Source organism: Aliidiomarina minuta (genome assembly GCF_003987145.1).
Lineage (GTDB): Bacteria > Pseudomonadota > Gammaproteobacteria > Enterobacterales > Alteromonadaceae > Aliidiomarina > Aliidiomarina minuta.
The window spans coordinates 1-16,245 of the sequence record NZ_PIPL01000001.1; the positions used below are offsets into that span (position 1 = coordinate 1).

The following is a 16,245-nucleotide window of genomic DNA, read 5'->3' on the forward strand; positions in this document are numbered from 1 at the left end:
AATTTGTCTGGCGGCCATAGCGACGTGGAACCACCTGAATCCATTCCGAACTCAGCAGTGAAACATGTCAGCGCCGATGGTAGTGTGGGGCTTCCCCATGTGAGAGTAGGACACCGCCAGGCATCCAAACGAAGAAAACCCCAGCCATCCGGCTGGGGTTTTTTCGTTTTAAAGCCCGCCGTGTCCCCCAACACCTCGGTAGGGCAGGCCGTGCCTGCCGTCCAGGTTGGATACCACCGCGAAACCCCGCGACGTATCTGATACCCGACAACCACAGCATTGCCGATACCCCAACCACCGCAACGGCAGGTGGAACGTATCCAGATCGCAAATGAATACCCCATCGCGGACACAACGACATCGCACGGCAGGTGGAACCTGCCCTACGGTGCAACGTATCCAGACCGCAAATGAATACCGCATCGCGGGCGCAACGACATCGCACCGCAGGCTGAGCCTGCCCTACCAGTATGTATCGGGCGTCAGACATCGCACGGCAAGTGGTGTTGGTTTAATTGATTACCCATTCCAGGCCGAAGCGTATGCCCCAGCCGCTGGTGACCTGATTTCTCTCTTGTAAGTCACGTTGGCTGTTATAGACACTTAACGTACGTTCAAATGAGTACTGCAAGCCAAGGTAACTGCTAAAAGAGGAAGTCGGGGCGAATTCAAGCTGCAAGCCTGGGAGCAGGTCGTCAGTTTTGACATAGCCACCGGGGGAAAATTGATTTGAATTCGACAATTGGTAGAAACGAATCTCAACTTCAAATTCTGCTTTTAACGACCAGTCGTCATTTAACTGATAGCGAATCATAGTTTCAGGGAACCCCAAGGCTCCAGACCATCGACTTTCGTTACCAGCATCCCAGTTAAGTCCTAGTATTGGATAATACACAGGATCAACGGGGTGATAAAAGGCGCCGACACCTGCAAAGAGCATTATGTCGTCATTGTATGGTGTGAGGGCGATTAACTGCGGGTTGTACGTTAGCGAATCTTTAGTGATCGAGTTTTCAAAACCGGCGATAGCATAGAGTTTTGCCCAGACTGACCAGTTGTCAGTAACTTCACCAAAATATTGAAGACCAGGAGCAATCCGGGTTAATGAGCCCCAGTCTGGATCTCCAGAAATAACCTCTCGCTGTCGCCAATTGTAATCTCTATGGTCGACTTCAAAGAGAAAAGCATGCCGTTCAATCTCTATCTGGTATTCGTTCAGACTAAAGGAATTTTCCTGCCCACTTAATCTGGATGATTCCGTACTGAGGTAGCGCATGTGAAAGTCAGTACTGAGCTCCTCATCTGATGAATGAGCTGAAGCGATGGCTAGCAAAAAGAGGCTGCTGATAAAAGTGGCAGAAATACGCATAGGGTTCAGTTAATAAGGAAATAATAGTTATATCTTACTAAAAAAAGATATTAAGCCCCTGTGTTTTTGTAAGCTATATTAGCTGTATAAACGTATAGATGTCTAAAGAGGTCAGTATGAAAGTAAAATCTTTATCCGTTGCTATTGTTGTAGCGCTGGGTTCAGCAAGTTCAAATGGTATAGCGCAGTCGGAATCAGCCACTGCAGAGCCGGCAGAGCGTATTACGGTGATAGGTTCTCGCCTGAGCCAGCGCACTGCTACTGATGGCAGTGCTCCTGTTGATATTATCAGCGCTGAAGATCTGGTAGCCAGTGGTTTTACTGAAACCGCACGGGCACTGCAGTATGCAGTACCGAGCTTTAATTTTCCCAGTTCTTCGATTACGGATGGTTCGGATGCGGTAAGACCCGCTTCGTTACGGGGGCTCTCTCCAGATCACACCTTAGTGCTTATTAATGGTAAGCGTCGTCATAGTAGCGCTTTAGTGCATCTTAACGGAACGACCGGGCGGGGCAGTTCCAACGCTGATTTAAATGCGATTCCTATTTCTGCTATCCAGCGTATTGAAGTATTGCGTGACGGCGCGGCCGCCCAGTATGGTTCGGATGCTATCGCGGGTGTGATTAATATTGTTTTAAAGAATAACGCTTCCGGTGGTGATATTAACCTGAACCTTGGTCAGACGTATGAAGGTGATGGAGAGCAGGTTAAATTGCACGGTAGTACCGGCTTTAATCTGGGCGGCCGTGGTGCCTTAACTTTATCTGCTGAATATCACAATAAGAACAGAACGAACAGGGCTGGGTTGGATCCTCGGCAACAGTATCCTTTGCTGGAGGATGGGTCTGAAGATCCCCGCGAAGAGACCTTTGATCGTTTAAGCCATCATGTCGGCGATGCTGACTTTGAGAATATCGCCTTATTCTTTAACGCTGATTATGTTCTGGATGAAGGCGATATTTATGCTTTTGGTGGTATCAGCGAACGCACAACACAATCCGGTGCTTTTTACCGAAGAGCTCTGGACAACCGTAATTTGCTCGAGGTATACCCTGATGGCTTTTTGCCTTTATTGAGTCCGGAAACTTCGGACGTCTCTTTTGTGACTGGGTATCGGCGTAACCTGGGAGAGTGGTTAGCCGATGTCAGCCTGGGTTATGGCCAAAGTGAGTTTGTATACCGCCTTGAAAATTCCCTGAATGCCTCGCTGGGTCCAACGTCGCCCAACGAGTTTAATGCCGGCACGCTGGAAACTGATGAATTGAATCTGAATGCAGAAATTTCCAGATTTATCCCTTTTTATAATTACTCGGATCTGTCCGTTGCTCTGGGTGCTAACTTCCGTGAAAACTCTTACACCATTCGTGCCGGTGATGAGCAATCTTATATTAGGGGGGAGGGCGAATATCAGGATCGCCCGGCAGGCAGCCAGGGCTTTACCGGCTTTAGTCCTGATTCTGAAGTGGATGAATCGCGCGATAACCTGGGTCTTTATGTGGAACTGGAGAATGCGTTAACGGATAAGTTTCAGTGGGGCGCAGCATTGCGTTATGAAGACTATTCTGACTTTGGTGACAACTGGAGCTGGAAATTATCTGGCCGTTATGACCTGACCGATCAGCTGGCAGTCCGGGCGACTACCAATACCGGTTTCCGTGCGCCCAGTGTGCAGCAACTGTATTTTACTAATATTTCCACTTTGTTTGTTAATCGCGACGGAGAGCTGGTACCTGAACAGTCGGGTACTTTTAATAACCTGAGCGATGTAGCCCAGGCTCTGGAAGTGGGGAATCTGCAGCCGGAGGAGTCGCAAAGTTACAGCCTGGGACTGGTATGGAGTGGATATAACGGCTTCTCGTTATCCATTGATGCGTTTCAGATTGAAATTGATGACCGCATTATCCTTTCCAGTTCACTGGTACCTTCTGACTCAGCAGCCGTTGAGCAGGCGCTGGCCGAAGCCGGTGCTGATAATGCCCGTTTCTTTATTAACGCGGTGGACACGACGACCCGTGGCCTGGATATTGTGGCAACCCAGGATTTTAATTTAGGCGAGTACGGCAGCCTTCGTGCACAGGCGGCTTATGGTTATAATGAAACCCAGATTGATGCGGTGAACCTGCCTCAGATTCTGGATGGCCTTGAAGAGAGGCTGTTTGATAATGTAGAGCGAACCCGAATGACCCGTTCGGTGCCACGTCACACCGGAACCCTCTCGCTTGCCCACACTTATGATCGTTTACAGACCAACCTGGCATTCAGCTATTTTGGTGATTATGAACTGGAAAATAATCAGGGAGTACGTACTAACTTTAGCGGCAAATGGGTGGTTGATTTATCTGCCCGTTACCAAATTACCGAACAGTGGTCGATAAGAGCCGGGGCTCAGAATTTGTTTGATCAGTATCCGGATGAACAGCTTCCTGAAAATCAGTTTAATGGTATTTTCCGTTACCCCAATACAAATGCGCCTTTTGGATTTAACGGGGGCTATTATTATACGGAATTGAGTTATCGGTTCTAAAAAATAGTCAGCAAAGCCAGTTCATACTGAACTGGCTTTTTTTATGGGTTTGGCGGATCATTCAGGGATGCAGATTTCCGATTTATACTTATTGAACTTGCCTCAGGCGAGCGTTTACTATTTGCCGAACTGGCTGAATGCAAGCCGGGCTTCTGATTTAGAGCAGAGGCTGCGTGATGAACTGGACTGGCATCAGGGTGATGTTAAGGTCTTTGGCCGCTGGCATAAAACTCCTCGCCTGCAGGCCTGGCATGGCGATCCTGACGTTCAATATCGTTATTCAGGAAAAACTCTTAACGCAATGCCCTGGACACCCGCACTGGATAACCTGCGTTTTGAACTGCAAAAAATGGATATCGCAACCAACGCGGTACTTGCCAATCTCTATCGCGATGGCAATGATAAAATGGGTTGGCATAGTGATAATGAACCCGAATTGGGAGAGCAACCGGTGATTGCTTCGGTCAGCTTGGGAGCGGAACGTGATTTTTTGCTCCGTCACCGTAAGCTGCAGCATAAATGCAGTCTGACATTAAAGCACGGTAGTTTGCTGGTTATGTCTGGCGACACTCAGCACTATTGGCAACATAGTCTGCCGGTGCGCAAAAAAGTTAGTGAGAGCCGCATAAACCTGACCTTTCGCCGACTGCGTGACTAACTTATACTAGCGACTCAGATAAAGGAGCAGCCGTATGTCAGTAGAACAACGTATTGAATCACTTCTAAGGCAGAATTTAACGCCGGATTATCTTGAAGTTGTTAATGAGAGCCACATGCATGGTGGCTCGGCGACTGAATCCCACTTTAAAGTTATTGTTGTTAGCACTCACTTTTCAGGTCAGCGTCTGCTGGCACGCCACCGGCAAATTAATAAATTATTAGCGGACGAACTGGCAGGCCCTGTTCATGCGCTTGCGATGCATACCTACACTCCTGAAGAATGGCAGGAGGAACAGCAAGCGCCCGATTCCCCCGCCTGCCTGGGCGGTAGTAAGTAGCTGTTAGCTACTCAGATGTGTTACCCGCAATGCATGGGGTACAATGGTTATTATCAGAAAACTAACGAAAATAAGGTTATTCCATGGTTATCAAGCCGAAGATCAGAGGTTTTATCTGCACCAACTCCCATCCGGTTGGATGTGCCGAAAACGTAAAACAACAAATACAGTATGTAAAAGCACAACCTGAACTTAAGCAGGGCCCGAAACGTGTCCTGGTTATTGGCTGCTCTACAGGTTACGGCCTGGCGACACGCATAGTGTCTGCCTTTGGTAATAAAGCGGATACGCTTGGCGTCTGTTTTGAAAAAGAACCCACCGAAAAACGAACGGGCACAGCTGGCTGGTATAATACCGCGGCGTTTCACGACCAAGCCCATGCAGCTGGTTTATATGCTGAGTCTATTAATGGTGATGCGTTTTCTGATGAGATCAAAGAGCAGACTATTGCGGCGATAAAAGCCAACATGGGGCAGGTTGATTTGGTCGTTTATAGCCTGGCGTCGCCTAAGCGAAAAGACCCGGAAAGTGGCGAGGTTTTCAGTTCCACCCTAAAACCTGTAGGTCAGGCATATACCACTAAAACCTACGATACCGATAAAGATAAGGTGCACGAAATAACTCTGGAACCTGCTACAGAGAAAGAAATTGCGGATACTGTTAAAGTCATGGGCGGCGAAGACTGGGAACGCTGGATTAAATTTCTGCATGAGGCTGGTGTTCTTGCGGACGGCTGTAAAACAACGGCTTACACCTATATTGGCAAGCAGTTAACCTGGCCCATTTATGGTCACGCCACTATAGGTCTGGCTAAAGAAGATTTGGATCGGGCCGCTAACGACTTACGTCAGTCATATCAGGAGATTAACCTGGAAGCTTATGTTTCGGGTTTAAAAGCGCTGGTTACTCAGGCAAGTTCTGCTATTCCGGTAATGCCTTTATATATCTCGTTAATGTACGGTGTGATGAAAAAAGACGGGACTCACGAGGGCTGTATCGAACAGGCTTATCGTTTATTTGTTGAGGGTTTATATAGTTCACAACCTAATCTCGATGAAGCACGGCGGTTACGTGTGGATGGCAAAGAGACGAATGACGAGACACAGGGCAAAATAGAAACGTTGTGGCATCAGGTGACTCAGGATAATTTTCATCAGTTAGCTGATTATAAGGGATACCATCAGGACTTTCTGAATCTGTTCGGTTTTGGTTTTGAAGGTGTTGATTATGATGCCGATGTTGATCCGCAAGTGAGCTGGGGTAAGAATAAATAATTTCCCTGGTTGCCATAGCAAGCCTGTGTAAAAAAATGCTAAAATGCGGGCCTTAGGAGCAAGACAAATTTACAAAACCCCCCGTGTGGTCTTTAGAAGAAGGCTCTGACACGGGGGTGTAGCTATGTTTTTTTATCGAGGAATTCGGCTGTCAGGCTGAAATTTAAGTTTCAATCTTCCCTAAATTGAGTAGTGCTAACGCGTATGATTACGATAAAGAAAGGACTGGATATCCCAATTGCGGGGGCTCCACAGCAAATCATTGAAGACGGTCCTGCCGTCAAGTCAGTAGCTACACTGGGTGAAGAGTACGTGGGAATGCGCCCGACCATGCATGTCCAGGTCGAAGACCGGGTCAAAAAAGGTCAGATTCTTTTTGAAGATAAAAAGAATCCAGGTGTAAAATTCACGGCTCCAGCTTCCGGTGTAGTAACGGCTATTAATCGTGGTGCCAGACGTGTTCTGCAATCCGTTGTTATCGATATCGATGGTGACGAGCAGGAGACCTTTTCCAAGTACGATTCCGCTAAGCTGACCCAGCTAAGCCGTGAAAATGTACAGGAAAATCTGGTGGAGTCTGGTATGTGGGTTGCCCTGCGTACCCGCCCTTATTCACGCTCCCCTAAACTTGATGCAGAAGCTAAAGCTATCTTTGTTAATGCAATGGATACTAATCCATTAGCAGGTGACCCTGCTGCAGTCATTAAAGAGAACTCGCAGGCTTTTATTGACGGTTTGAAAGTGGTTAGTCGCCTGACAGAAGGAAAGCTATACCTGGCTACTGCACCAGATGCAGAGATTGACGCTGGTGATGCGCCTGTTACTCATGAAACCTTTAAGGGTCCACACCCAGCGGGTAACGTGGGTACCCATATTCACTTCCTGGAAGGTGCTGACATGGGCTTTCAGGTCTGGCATGTCGGTTATCAGGACGTAATTGCTATCGGTAAGTTATTCACTACCGGTGAAATATTCACCGATAGAGTGGTTGCGCTTGGCGGTCCTGGTGCTAAGAATCCTCGTTTATTGCGTACCCGTTTGGGAGCCAATCTGGATCAACTGCTTAAAGGTGAAGTCGAAGGTGACAATCAGCGCGTGGTATCTGGGTCTGTTCTGAATGGACACAAAGCTGATGGGCCGCATGCATTTTTAGGTCGTTTTCATAACCAGGTGTCTGTACTGGGTGAAGGCGATGAAAAATTGCCTTTGGGTTGGATATGGCCAGGTAAAGAGATGCATTCGATTACGCGTGCTTATTTAGGCCACCTGTTCCCGAAAAAGCTATTCAACATGACAGCTTCAACCAATGGTTCTGAGCGCGCTATGGTGCCGATCGGAAACTATGAGCGTGTAATGCCGCTGGACGTTGTTCCAACGCTATTGTTACGTTCTATTGTTTCGGGTGATATCGAGACAGCCCAGGAACTGGGCTGTTTAGAAATGGATGAAGAAGATCTGGCTCTGTGCACTTATGTTTGCCCCGGTAAATATGAGTATGGCACGGCACTTCGTGAGTGTCTCACTACCATTGAGAAAGAAGGCTAAGCATGAGCATCAAAAATTATTTAGAACGAATTGAACCTCAGTTCGAGCCAGGTGGCAAATATGAAAAGTGGTACGCGTTGTATGAAGCTGTGGCCACTATTCTGTACACACCCGGTATTGTAACTAAGTCGACTACCCACGTACGGGACAGCGTTGATCTTAAACGTATCATGATCTTTGTCTGGATGATGACCTTCCCAGCCATGTTTTATGGTATGTACAACGTAGGTTTTCAGGCTTCTCTGGCCCTGGAACAAGGTTATCAGTTGGCTGATATCTGGCAGGTTGGCCTGTTCCGGATGTTTGGCGGTGAGTTTACCAGCGCTTCTGGCTGGGGTACTTACATGTGGTATGGCGCCTGTTTCTTCCTGCCTATTTATGCGGTGACTTTCGCCGTTGGTGGTTTCTGGGAAGTGCTTTTCGCCTCTATCCGTAAACATGAAGTGAACGAAGGCTTCTTCGTTAGCTCGGTATTATTTGCACTGATTCTGCCAGCCACTATTCCTTTGTGGCAGGTCGCTCTGGGTATTACCTTCGGTATTGTAGTAGGTAAGGAAATTTTCGGTGGTACTGGCCGTAACTTCCTGAACCCTGCATTGACGGGTCGTGCATTCCTGTACTTCTCGTTTCCGGCAGCTATTACTGGTGACCAGATTTGGACGGCAGTTGATGGTTACTCCGGTGCTACGACGCTGACTCAGGCCTTTAACGATAATGTTGATTACTCAGACATGGCTGCCTGGATGGACCATTTCATTGGTCGTATCCCTGGCTCTGTTGGTGAGGTTTCAACGCTGGCTATCCTGATTGGTGGTTTAGCGCTTATCTACTTCCGCATTGCGTCATGGCGTATTGTTGCTGGTGTCTTGGTAGGTATGATTCTATTCTCCGGTCTGCTGAACTTTATTGGTAGCGAGACCAACCCAATGTTCGCTATGCCGTGGTACTGGCACCTGGTAGTAGGGGGGCTTGCGTTCGGTATGATGTTTATGGCCACCGATCCAGTCTCAGCGTCCTTTACCAACAGAGGTAAATGGGGTTACGGTATTCTTATTGGCTTCATGACGGTAATGATTCGCGTCATTAACCCAGCTTTCCCAGAAGGCATCATGCTGGCCATTCTGTTTGCCAATGTATTTGCGCCACTGTTTGACCATTTTGTGGTGCAGGCGAATGTGAAGCGGAGGAAGTTACGTCATGGCTAAAAGCAAAGAAACTATAGGCAGAACTTTTATTGTGGTGATTGCACTTTGTTTAGTGTGTTCAATCATCGTTTCGGGCGCCGCGGTTGGCTTAAAAGAGCGGCAGGAAGCGAACGCGGCGTTAGCTATGCAGCGCAGTGTTTTGACGGCAGCTGGCATTGAGTTCACTGGGAATACGGCAGAAAGCATTTATGCTGAGCGTGTTCGCGAATACCGTTTAAATCTGGAAACTCAGGAACTGGTAGAAGCGGGTGAAGAAGCGCTGGCTGAGGCTGCTGATGTTCAGGACCAGGGCGAAGTGAAACGTCGTTTAGGGCGTGACGAAGACATCGCCGGTATTCGGGATCTTGAACAGCGCACTATGTTTTATATCGCTTACGAGGAAGACGGTGAGACGGTTAAGTCTTACGTGCTTCCGGTTCGTGGAGCGGGCCTGTGGGGCATGATGTATGCTCTGCTGGCTCTGGAAAGCGATGGCAAAACTATTGCCGGTCTGAACTTCTACGAGCATAACGAAACCGCAGGTCTGGGTGGCGAAATCCAGAACCCTCGCTGGATCAATAACTTCATTGGTAAGCAGGCAGTCGACGATGATGGCACTATTGAAATCCGTGTGACTAAAGGTGCAAACCCTGACCAGAACGAAGTGGATGCGTTATCAGGCGCGACTATCACTAGTAATGGTGTAGACAGAACCTTCCAGTTCTGGTTGAGCGACAAAGCATACGGTCCGTTTTTGACCAAACTGCGTGAAGGGGAGATTGAATAATGGCAAGTGCTAAAGAAATGAAGCAGGTGTTGTTTGGCCCTATCTTCGCCAACAACCCCATTGCTTTACAGATTCTTGGTGTGTGTTCTGCTTTGGCAGTCACCGCTAAGCTAGAAAATACTCTGGTTATGTGTATTGCGGTAACCTTCGTAATGGGCTTGTCTAACTTGTCTATTTCGATTATTCGTAACCATATCCCTTCCAGCGTACGTATTATTGTGCAGATGACGATCATTGCCAGTCTGGTAATCGTAGTCGACCAGCTACTAAAAGCCTTTGCGTATGAAATTGCGCAAGAGTTGACGGTGTTTGTCGCCCTGATCATTACCAACTGTATTGTCATGGGCCGTGCTGAAGCATTCGCTATGAAAGAACCACCACTGAAGTCGTTCCTGGATGGTATCGGCAACGCTTTGGGCTACTCAGTTGTACTTCTGACGGTTGGTTTTTTCCGCGAGCTGTTCGGTTCTGGCAGCCTGTTCGGTTTCCAGATACTGCCTTTGATTACTGAAGGTGGCTGGTATACGCCAGTAGGATTGTTGGTGTTACCACCAAGTGCATTCTTTATTATTGGTGGTTTTATCTGGGTTCTGCGTACGTTCCGTACCGAGCAAGTAGAAGCGAAGGAGTAACGAATCATGGAACATTATTTAAGTTTATTTGTTCGAGTGGTTTTCGTTGAAAACCTCGCGTTGTCCTTCTTCCTTGGTATGTGTACTTTCCTGGCAGTGTCCAAGAAAGTAACCACTGCCATGGGCTTAGGTGTGGCCGTTATCGTGGTCTTGGGACTGGCGGTTCCAATCAGTAATCTGATTAATACTTTTGTATTGTCACCAGGTGCTCTTGGCTGGGCCGGATTCCCGGATGCTGACCTTAGCTTTTTGCGCTTCCTGACCTTTATCGGTGTTATTGCAGCACTGGTTCAGATACTGGAAATGGCACTGGATAAGTTCTTGCCTGCTTTGTATAACGCTCTGGGCATATTCCTGCCATTGATTACCGTAAACTGCGCTATTTTTGGTGGTGTTATGTTTATGGTCCAGGCCGATTACAACTTTACAGAAAGTATAGTGTTTGGTATCGGTAGTGGTTTCGGCTGGGCATTGGCTATCACCTTGCTGGCAGCTGTACGTGAGAAGCTGAAATATGCGGATGTTCCTGATGGCTTGCGCGGTCTGGGTATCACATTTATCAGTACTGGCTTGATCGGTTTGGGCTTTATGTCGTTCTCTGGCGTATCTTTGTAGCCCTTGGTTGTAATGAAACAGATTTAAAAGGAACAAGTCGATGCAAGAAATATATCTTGGCGTAGGCATGTTTACCATTATTGTATTGGTTTTGGTGACGGTGATTTTGTTTGCCAAATCAAAACTGGTACCTTCTGGTGACGTAGAAATTATCATTAATGATGACCCAGACAAGAAGATTATAACGCAGCCAGGTACTAAACTATTGGGTGCTCTGGCGAATGCCGGTATCTTCGTATCATCAGCCTGTGGTGGCGGTGGTTCATGCGGTCAGTGTACGGTTAATATTAAAGAAGGCGGTGGTGATATCCTGCCGACTGAACGTGACCATATTACCCGTGGTGAAGCCCGTGAAGGCGCTCGTCTGTCCTGTCAGGTGAATGTTAAGCAGAACATGAAAATTGAGCTGCCGGAAGAAGTCTTCGGCATCAAAAAATGGGATTGTATTGTACGTTCAAATGACAACGTGGCGACTTTCATTAAAGAAACTATTCTGGAAATTCCGGATGGCGAATCAGTGCCTTTCCGTGCCGGTGGTTATATCCAGATAGAAGCTCCACCGCATCACGTTAAGTACAAAGACTTTGATATTGATGAAGAGTATCACCCGGACTGGAAACGTTTTGGTTTCTTCGACATTGAATCTAAAGTCGACGAAGAAGTGATTCGTGCCTACTCAATGGCCAGTTACCCTGAAGAAGAAGGCATTATTATTCTGAACGTGCGTATTGCTACGCCACCGCCGAATGATTTAAGCCTGCCTGCAGGTAAAATGTCGTCTTATATCTGGAGCCTTAAACCAGGCGATAAAGCCACGATTTCAGGTCCATTTGGTGAGTTCTTCGCTAAAGAAACTGAAGCGGAAATGGTCTTTATTGGTGGTGGTGCAGGTATGGCGCCGATGCGTTCACATATCTTTGACCAACTGCGTCGCTTGAACTCTAAGCGTAAGATCAGCTTCTGGTATGGTGCTCGCTCACTGCGTGAAATGTTCTATACCGAAGATTTCGACATGCTGGCAGAAGAAAACGACAATTTCGAATGGCATGTGGCGCTTTCTGATCCTATGCCGGAAGACAACTGGGAAGGGGATACCGGGTTTATTCATAATGTACTTTATGAAAACTACCTGAAAGACCACCCAGCGCCGGAAGACTGCGAGTTCTACATGTGTGGACCTCCGGTGATGAATGCGGCCGTTATTAACATGCTGAAAGATTTAGGCGTGGAAGACGAAAATATCATGCTGGATGACTTTGGTGGCTAGTAGCTACTAAGTTATCGCCTGAAAAGCCAGCCGAGTGCTGGCTTTTTTTATGCTGTTTTCAGAACTACAAAGCAGTTATAATGCCTAAGTAGAATCAAGTCATTTAAGATGTAGAGGTGTGTAATGGAAACCTTCTTGTTAGGCTTTGTGCTGATGCTTATCGTTTTTGCGGCGATGGCTATTGGTTTCCTGGTGCAGAAAAAGAGTATTTCCGGCAGTTGCGGCGGCCTGGGTGCTATGGGTATTGAGAAGGCCTGTGACTGTGATAATCCCTGTGACGAAAAAAAAGCGCATGCCGCTAAGCAGGCGCGACAGGAAAAATTAAAAGAGTGGCAACAGAATCAAATCCATTAAAAAAGGCGCTTTCGCGCCTTTTTTTGTGAGTCTTAATTGTTGATTTGAAGTTGTATCAGCTGCTCTTCATATAGTGCGAAGCAACCATCAGCAAAGGTGCAGGAGAGGCTTTGCACCGGTTGGTCATATATCTGCTGCCAGTTTTCGCCCCGGTCTGCAGTCCATGCGATCCCAGACTCATTAGCGACTAGTATATTGTCCTGATATTTAATGAGGTTAGTCAGAGCGCCACTGAGCGGCGCCTGAGGCAGTTCTGTAAACTCATTATTTTCATATAAAAAGAGTTCAGGTTCGGCGTCTGCGCGGCCAAAATTTCCGCCAGCGACCAGAAAACTACGATGATTTAACGGCCAGACGCTGGTTACACCAGCATTGGAACCTGAGCTCAAGGGGGTATCTATGACATTAAAACGTAAAGCGGAGCGTGATTTGATCATCACTCGTGCTGTACTGGCGTGCGCGGTGCCCATGATCCAGGTGTCGTTGGCAAAACGAACGCAGCTGCCGCTCTCATTAAAAGCGCCTTCACCAGGCAGTGCTGGCTCTGAGAAACCGCTACGTGAACGCAGCCAGGTACGTCCGTTAGAGCTTCGGACAATGTGCCACTCATCATTCAAAGTGTCGCCCAGAATCCAGCCTTCGCCGTCATTGATAAGCGCAAAGCAGCGTAGGTGCTCATCACCATTGCCTCGATGTAACTGACTCCAGCTGTAACCGCCATTGCGGGTACGAAACAGGCGGGATGCGTCACCACGGCCTGAACTCATTACAAACGCCTGGCGGTCATCTATCGCTTTTATCTGATATATGGGATGCTGGCTTACCTGACCTACTGGCCGGCTTAATTCCCAGGTCTCGCCAGCGTCGGTTGAGCGCGCCACATCGCCGTGGCTACTGCCCAGCCAGATAACCTGGTCATCAAATGCATTTATACTTTGCCAGTTGCCCTGTTCCAGGGAAGGTGGAGTCAGATGTGTAACTGAAGCCTGTGTGGCTGAAGCCAGTAGCAAACCACCAACGAGGAGACTGATCTTGTTCAAACTTTTAGCTTTATACATAAATTACTCATTATTGCCCAAATTCAGTGTCGTTTATAAGCTTATGATATAGTGTTGCATCCTAAACAGGCAAACAATTCAAGAAGGTCTTCTATGCGCAGTACTGTTTATGTTCTTTCCGCGGCTTCTATGCTGTTCAGTCTTGTTAGTCATGCCGACATGAGTCGGGAACAACACAAACAAGAGATAGCAACCTGGCTCTCCGGTGACTTCAGCAACTATCAGCAGTCCATTAGCCATCCAGGTCTTGCGGCAACTCCGATCATGCAGCGGACGCAAAAAATTGAGATTGAAGAGCTGGATGAGCTGACGTTGTTAAACCAGCAAAGTTTTCTGTTTCAGCCCGAAGAAGTTGTGCGCCGTCAGGTTTATAGTTTAAGTCTGCCGCGTCGCGGCGACTACATAGAGCAAACACTCTATCATATTGCAGATGACGCTGACACAGACCAGCTAAAGTTGCAGGACTTGCACGAATTACACGGCTGTGAAGTCCGTTGGTATTGGGATGAGGACAAGTATGTAGGCACCCGGAATAAACAGAGCTGTTACTTTTTTGCGGCAGCTACCGGACAGCAGGTGAAGCTGGAAAGCTATCTTGAACTCACTGAACATCAGGTTTCGGTGCTGGACAGGGCGTATCTGGAAGATGACACCCTGGTATTGGGCGATGAATTTGGTGTCGCTGTAAACTCGAATCGCATGGCTTTTTTTGCTGCTGACATTAGTTACCGGGCTTCCGGAGCTGCCGAGGATGACTGGCAACCGGTAGTTTTGACTGGAGCCATACATGATCAGGGAAGCAGAATTGGATTGCAGGCTGAGAGTTCAGGACTTGAGTTGAGTTATCAGCTTGAGTTGCTGCGAACAGCCAGTGACCCCGCTATACGTACCTTGCGTGTGTATCAGGGAAACCAGGTCCAGCCGGTAGCTGAAAAGTCAGTACCAGCTGACCAGCAGGAAATTGAGTTATCACTGGATAACCTTAAGGTTGTGCTGCAGCGTCGTTGATAATACGAGCCATACGTTGAGCAGAGTTTAATAATTGCTGTTCAATGACTGGGGCTGCACGCTGGACATACTCAGCTGAAATAGGATCGCCGTCGTTTATGTCCTCATAGGCATAGCGACGAGCCAGATGATTGGCTTCGTTGGCCCAGTTGATAAGCGCCTGCCCCCAGTCTTTTTGTGTTTCAGACAAAGGGTTTTCGTGGCTCAACTGCTCAGGTGAGGGCATATTCATCTGGTTCAGAATCTGAGTATCCCAAACCCGGTGCAGGTTACTCTCTTCGCCGTCAAATATAACCTGAGTGTCATTGCCCCCGCGGTCACGAGCAAAACCTAAATGCAGCGGTTGATGCAGGTCTGTAATCCAGTGCGTAAACTTACGCAGAGCGTCAGCCTGTTCCATGGCATCTGCATCCGGGTCAAACATAATGTCTACAGCATCTTTAGCAGCACCCACCACGCAGCGGCGGTTAGGGCAGTCTCGCTGCATGTCTATCTGGTTTTCTTCGGGCGGTATATTGGCAAAATGCAAAGGGCCGAGCCATTGCCCTTCGTCAGTACCCCGCACCCGGTCTGCCCAGGTGGTAGCGGTGGCTAAAGACTCTTCGTCGAGACGTTCAAGGTGCTGATCTACCCACTCGCGAGCCTCTTCGGTAAGATAATAATATGCGGTTTCGCCAATATACTCGTGGCCAGCAAAGCCCCAGGCCTGAACCTGCAGCGGCAGGGCACATAAAGCGAGCGTAATGCCCTTAACGGTTTTGTGCATCTAGTGACTCCCCAGTCAGGTGGCTGCTCTCATCTGACATCAGGTACAGATACACAGGCATAATCTCAGCCGGCGTTTTCAGCTTCATTGCATCTTCACCAGGGTAAGCTCTTGAGCGCATCGACGTGCGGGTCGCTCCTGGATTAATCACATTGACCCGCATGTTGCTGTTTTCGTATTCATCCGCAAGCACCTGCGCCATGCCTTCAGTAGCAAACTTAGACACGGCATAAGGCCCCCAGTGTGCACGGCCTTTGCGGCCAACACCGGACGAAGTGAATATAACTGAGCTTTTTTCAGCTGCAAGCAGAGCCGGCAAGAGTGCTTTGGTCATCATAAACTGGGCAGTGACATTTATTTTCATAATGTCTTCCCAGGTGGCTAAGTCGATATGCTGGAAGGGTGACAATATGCCCAGCATGCTGGCGTTATGCAGCAGCCCATCAAGGCGACCAAACTGGTCCATGATAGTAGCGGCCATGTCGCGATAATTGGCTTCGGTAGCCCCTTTCATATCCAGTGGGATAATAGCTGGCTGGGCGCCGCCGGCCTGTTCTATTTCGTCGTAAACCGCTTCTAATTTAGCGGGCGTACGACCGAGTAGAATCACCGTAGCACCATGGGCGGCGTAGCTTAAAGCGGCTTCTCTGCCAATGCCGTCACCAGCACCGGTTACCAGAATGACTTTGTTTTTTAATGCGTCAGGCTGAGCCTGAAAAGTTTGGTAATATTCCATAACAACTGCTTTCTGAGAACACTTATGCCATAGTGTACCTGTAATTAAATTTGAACTCAGTAGTTAAGCAAAATTTGATCGAAAAACCTTTAATCTTCGACGATAGAGGTGTATAAATTTTGTAAAC

Annotated in this window: 16 protein-coding genes and 1 rRNA gene; 13 read left to right on the forward strand and 4 right to left on the reverse strand. The window is 48.0% G+C overall.

Annotated elements, in window-relative coordinates:
* Nucleotides 1-6: 6 nt before the first annotated feature.
* A 5S ribosomal RNA gene (gene rrf / locus CWE09_RS00005) occupies nucleotides 7-122 on the forward strand.
* 389 nt (nucleotides 123-511) lie between these two features.
* On the opposite strand, the gene CWE09_RS00010 is transcribed toward rrf, so the two are convergent.
* Nucleotides 512-1,369 (reverse strand): DUF6268 family outer membrane beta-barrel protein, encoded by an 858-nt coding sequence (locus CWE09_RS00010; protein ID WP_126801859.1) that lies wholly within the window; start codon nucleotides 1,367-1,369, stop codon nucleotides 512-514.
* 116 nt (nucleotides 1,370-1,485) lie between these two features.
* Here CWE09_RS00010 and CWE09_RS00015 point away from each other — a divergent pair, with 116 nt between their 5' ends.
* The 11 genes from CWE09_RS00015 (at nucleotide 1,486) to nqrM (ending at nucleotide 12,550) form a co-directional block, all read left to right on the forward strand.
* On the forward strand, nucleotides 1,486-3,894 hold the full coding sequence (locus CWE09_RS00015) for a TonB-dependent receptor plug domain-containing protein (RefSeq protein ID WP_126801860.1): 2,409 nt from the start codon (nucleotides 1,486-1,488) through the stop codon (nucleotides 3,892-3,894).
* Nucleotides 3,895-3,961: 67 nt separating this feature from the next.
* On the forward strand, nucleotides 3,962-4,552 hold the full coding sequence (locus tag CWE09_RS00020) for an alpha-ketoglutarate-dependent dioxygenase AlkB family protein (RefSeq protein ID WP_126801861.1): 591 nt from the start codon (nucleotides 3,962-3,964) through the stop codon (nucleotides 4,550-4,552).
* 34 nt (nucleotides 4,553-4,586) lie between these two features.
* Nucleotides 4,587-4,892, forward strand: a complete 306-nt coding sequence (locus CWE09_RS00025; RefSeq protein ID WP_126801862.1) for a BolA family protein — start codon at nucleotides 4,587-4,589, stop codon at nucleotides 4,890-4,892.
* Nucleotides 4,893-4,975: 83 nt separating this feature from the next.
* Nucleotides 4,976-6,166: an enoyl-ACP reductase FabV gene (gene fabV / locus CWE09_RS00030; protein ID WP_126801863.1), complete on the forward strand. Its 1,191-nt coding sequence runs from the start codon at nucleotides 4,976-4,978 to the stop codon at nucleotides 6,164-6,166.
* Between the two features lie 204 nt (nucleotides 6,167-6,370).
* A complete protein-coding gene (locus CWE09_RS00035; RefSeq protein WP_126801864.1) occupies nucleotides 6,371-7,711 on the forward strand; it encodes a Na(+)-translocating NADH-quinone reductase subunit A in 1,341 nt (446 codons plus the stop codon).
* 2 nt (nucleotides 7,712-7,713) lie between these two features.
* On the forward strand, nucleotides 7,714-8,916 hold the full coding sequence (locus CWE09_RS00040) for an NADH:ubiquinone reductase (Na(+)-transporting) subunit B (RefSeq protein ID WP_126801865.1): 1,203 nt from the start codon (nucleotides 7,714-7,716) through the stop codon (nucleotides 8,914-8,916).
* Complete coding sequence (locus CWE09_RS00045) at nucleotides 8,909-9,682, forward strand: Na(+)-translocating NADH-quinone reductase subunit C (RefSeq protein WP_126801867.1); 774 nt, start codon at nucleotides 8,909-8,911, stop codon at nucleotides 9,680-9,682. Before CWE09_RS00040 ends, CWE09_RS00045 begins: the two co-directional genes overlap by 8 nt.
* Complete coding sequence (locus tag CWE09_RS00050) at nucleotides 9,682-10,314, forward strand: NADH:ubiquinone reductase (Na(+)-transporting) subunit D (RefSeq protein WP_126801868.1); 633 nt, start codon at nucleotides 9,682-9,684, stop codon at nucleotides 10,312-10,314. The genes CWE09_RS00045 and CWE09_RS00050 overlap by 1 nt, the downstream gene beginning before the upstream one ends.
* A gap of 6 nt (nucleotides 10,315-10,320) precedes the next feature.
* On the forward strand, nucleotides 10,321-10,929 hold the full coding sequence (gene nqrE, locus CWE09_RS00055) for an NADH:ubiquinone reductase (Na(+)-transporting) subunit E (protein WP_126801869.1): 609 nt from the start codon (nucleotides 10,321-10,323) through the stop codon (nucleotides 10,927-10,929).
* A gap of 40 nt (nucleotides 10,930-10,969) precedes the next feature.
* The gene (nqrF, locus tag CWE09_RS00060) at nucleotides 10,970-12,196 is read left to right on the forward strand and encodes an NADH:ubiquinone reductase (Na(+)-transporting) subunit F (protein WP_126801871.1); all 1,227 of its coding nucleotides are present in this window, start codon (nucleotides 10,970-10,972) and stop codon (nucleotides 12,194-12,196) included.
* A gap of 123 nt (nucleotides 12,197-12,319) precedes the next feature.
* Nucleotides 12,320-12,550 carry a (Na+)-NQR maturation NqrM gene (gene nqrM / locus CWE09_RS00065; RefSeq protein ID WP_126801872.1) on the forward strand — a complete coding sequence of 77 codons (231 nt, stop codon included), beginning with the start codon at nucleotides 12,320-12,322 and terminating at the stop codon, nucleotides 12,548-12,550.
* 32 nt (nucleotides 12,551-12,582) lie between these two features.
* Here nqrM and CWE09_RS00070 read toward each other — a convergent pair whose 3' ends face one another.
* Nucleotides 12,583-13,608 (reverse strand): WD40/YVTN/BNR-like repeat-containing protein, encoded by a 1,026-nt coding sequence (locus CWE09_RS00070; protein WP_126801873.1) that lies wholly within the window; start codon nucleotides 13,606-13,608, stop codon nucleotides 12,583-12,585.
* Nucleotides 13,609-13,701: 93 nt separating this feature from the next.
* Between CWE09_RS00070 and CWE09_RS00075 the strand changes: the two genes are divergently transcribed.
* A complete protein-coding gene (locus tag CWE09_RS00075) occupies nucleotides 13,702-14,616 on the forward strand; it encodes a CpcT/CpeT family chromophore lyase (protein WP_126801875.1) in 915 nt (304 codons plus the stop codon).
* Here the strand turns inward: CWE09_RS00075 and CWE09_RS00080 are convergent.
* Nucleotides 14,591-15,382: a S1/P1 nuclease gene (locus tag CWE09_RS00080; protein WP_126801876.1), complete on the reverse strand. Its 792-nt coding sequence runs from the start codon at nucleotides 15,380-15,382 to the stop codon at nucleotides 14,591-14,593. The genes CWE09_RS00075 and CWE09_RS00080 overlap by 26 nt on opposite strands.
* Nucleotides 15,366-16,118, reverse strand: a complete 753-nt coding sequence (locus tag CWE09_RS00085) for a YciK family oxidoreductase (RefSeq protein ID WP_126801877.1) — start codon at nucleotides 16,116-16,118, stop codon at nucleotides 15,366-15,368. The genes CWE09_RS00080 and CWE09_RS00085 overlap by 17 nt, the downstream gene beginning before the upstream one ends.
* Between the last annotated feature and the right edge of the window lie 127 nt (nucleotides 16,119-16,245).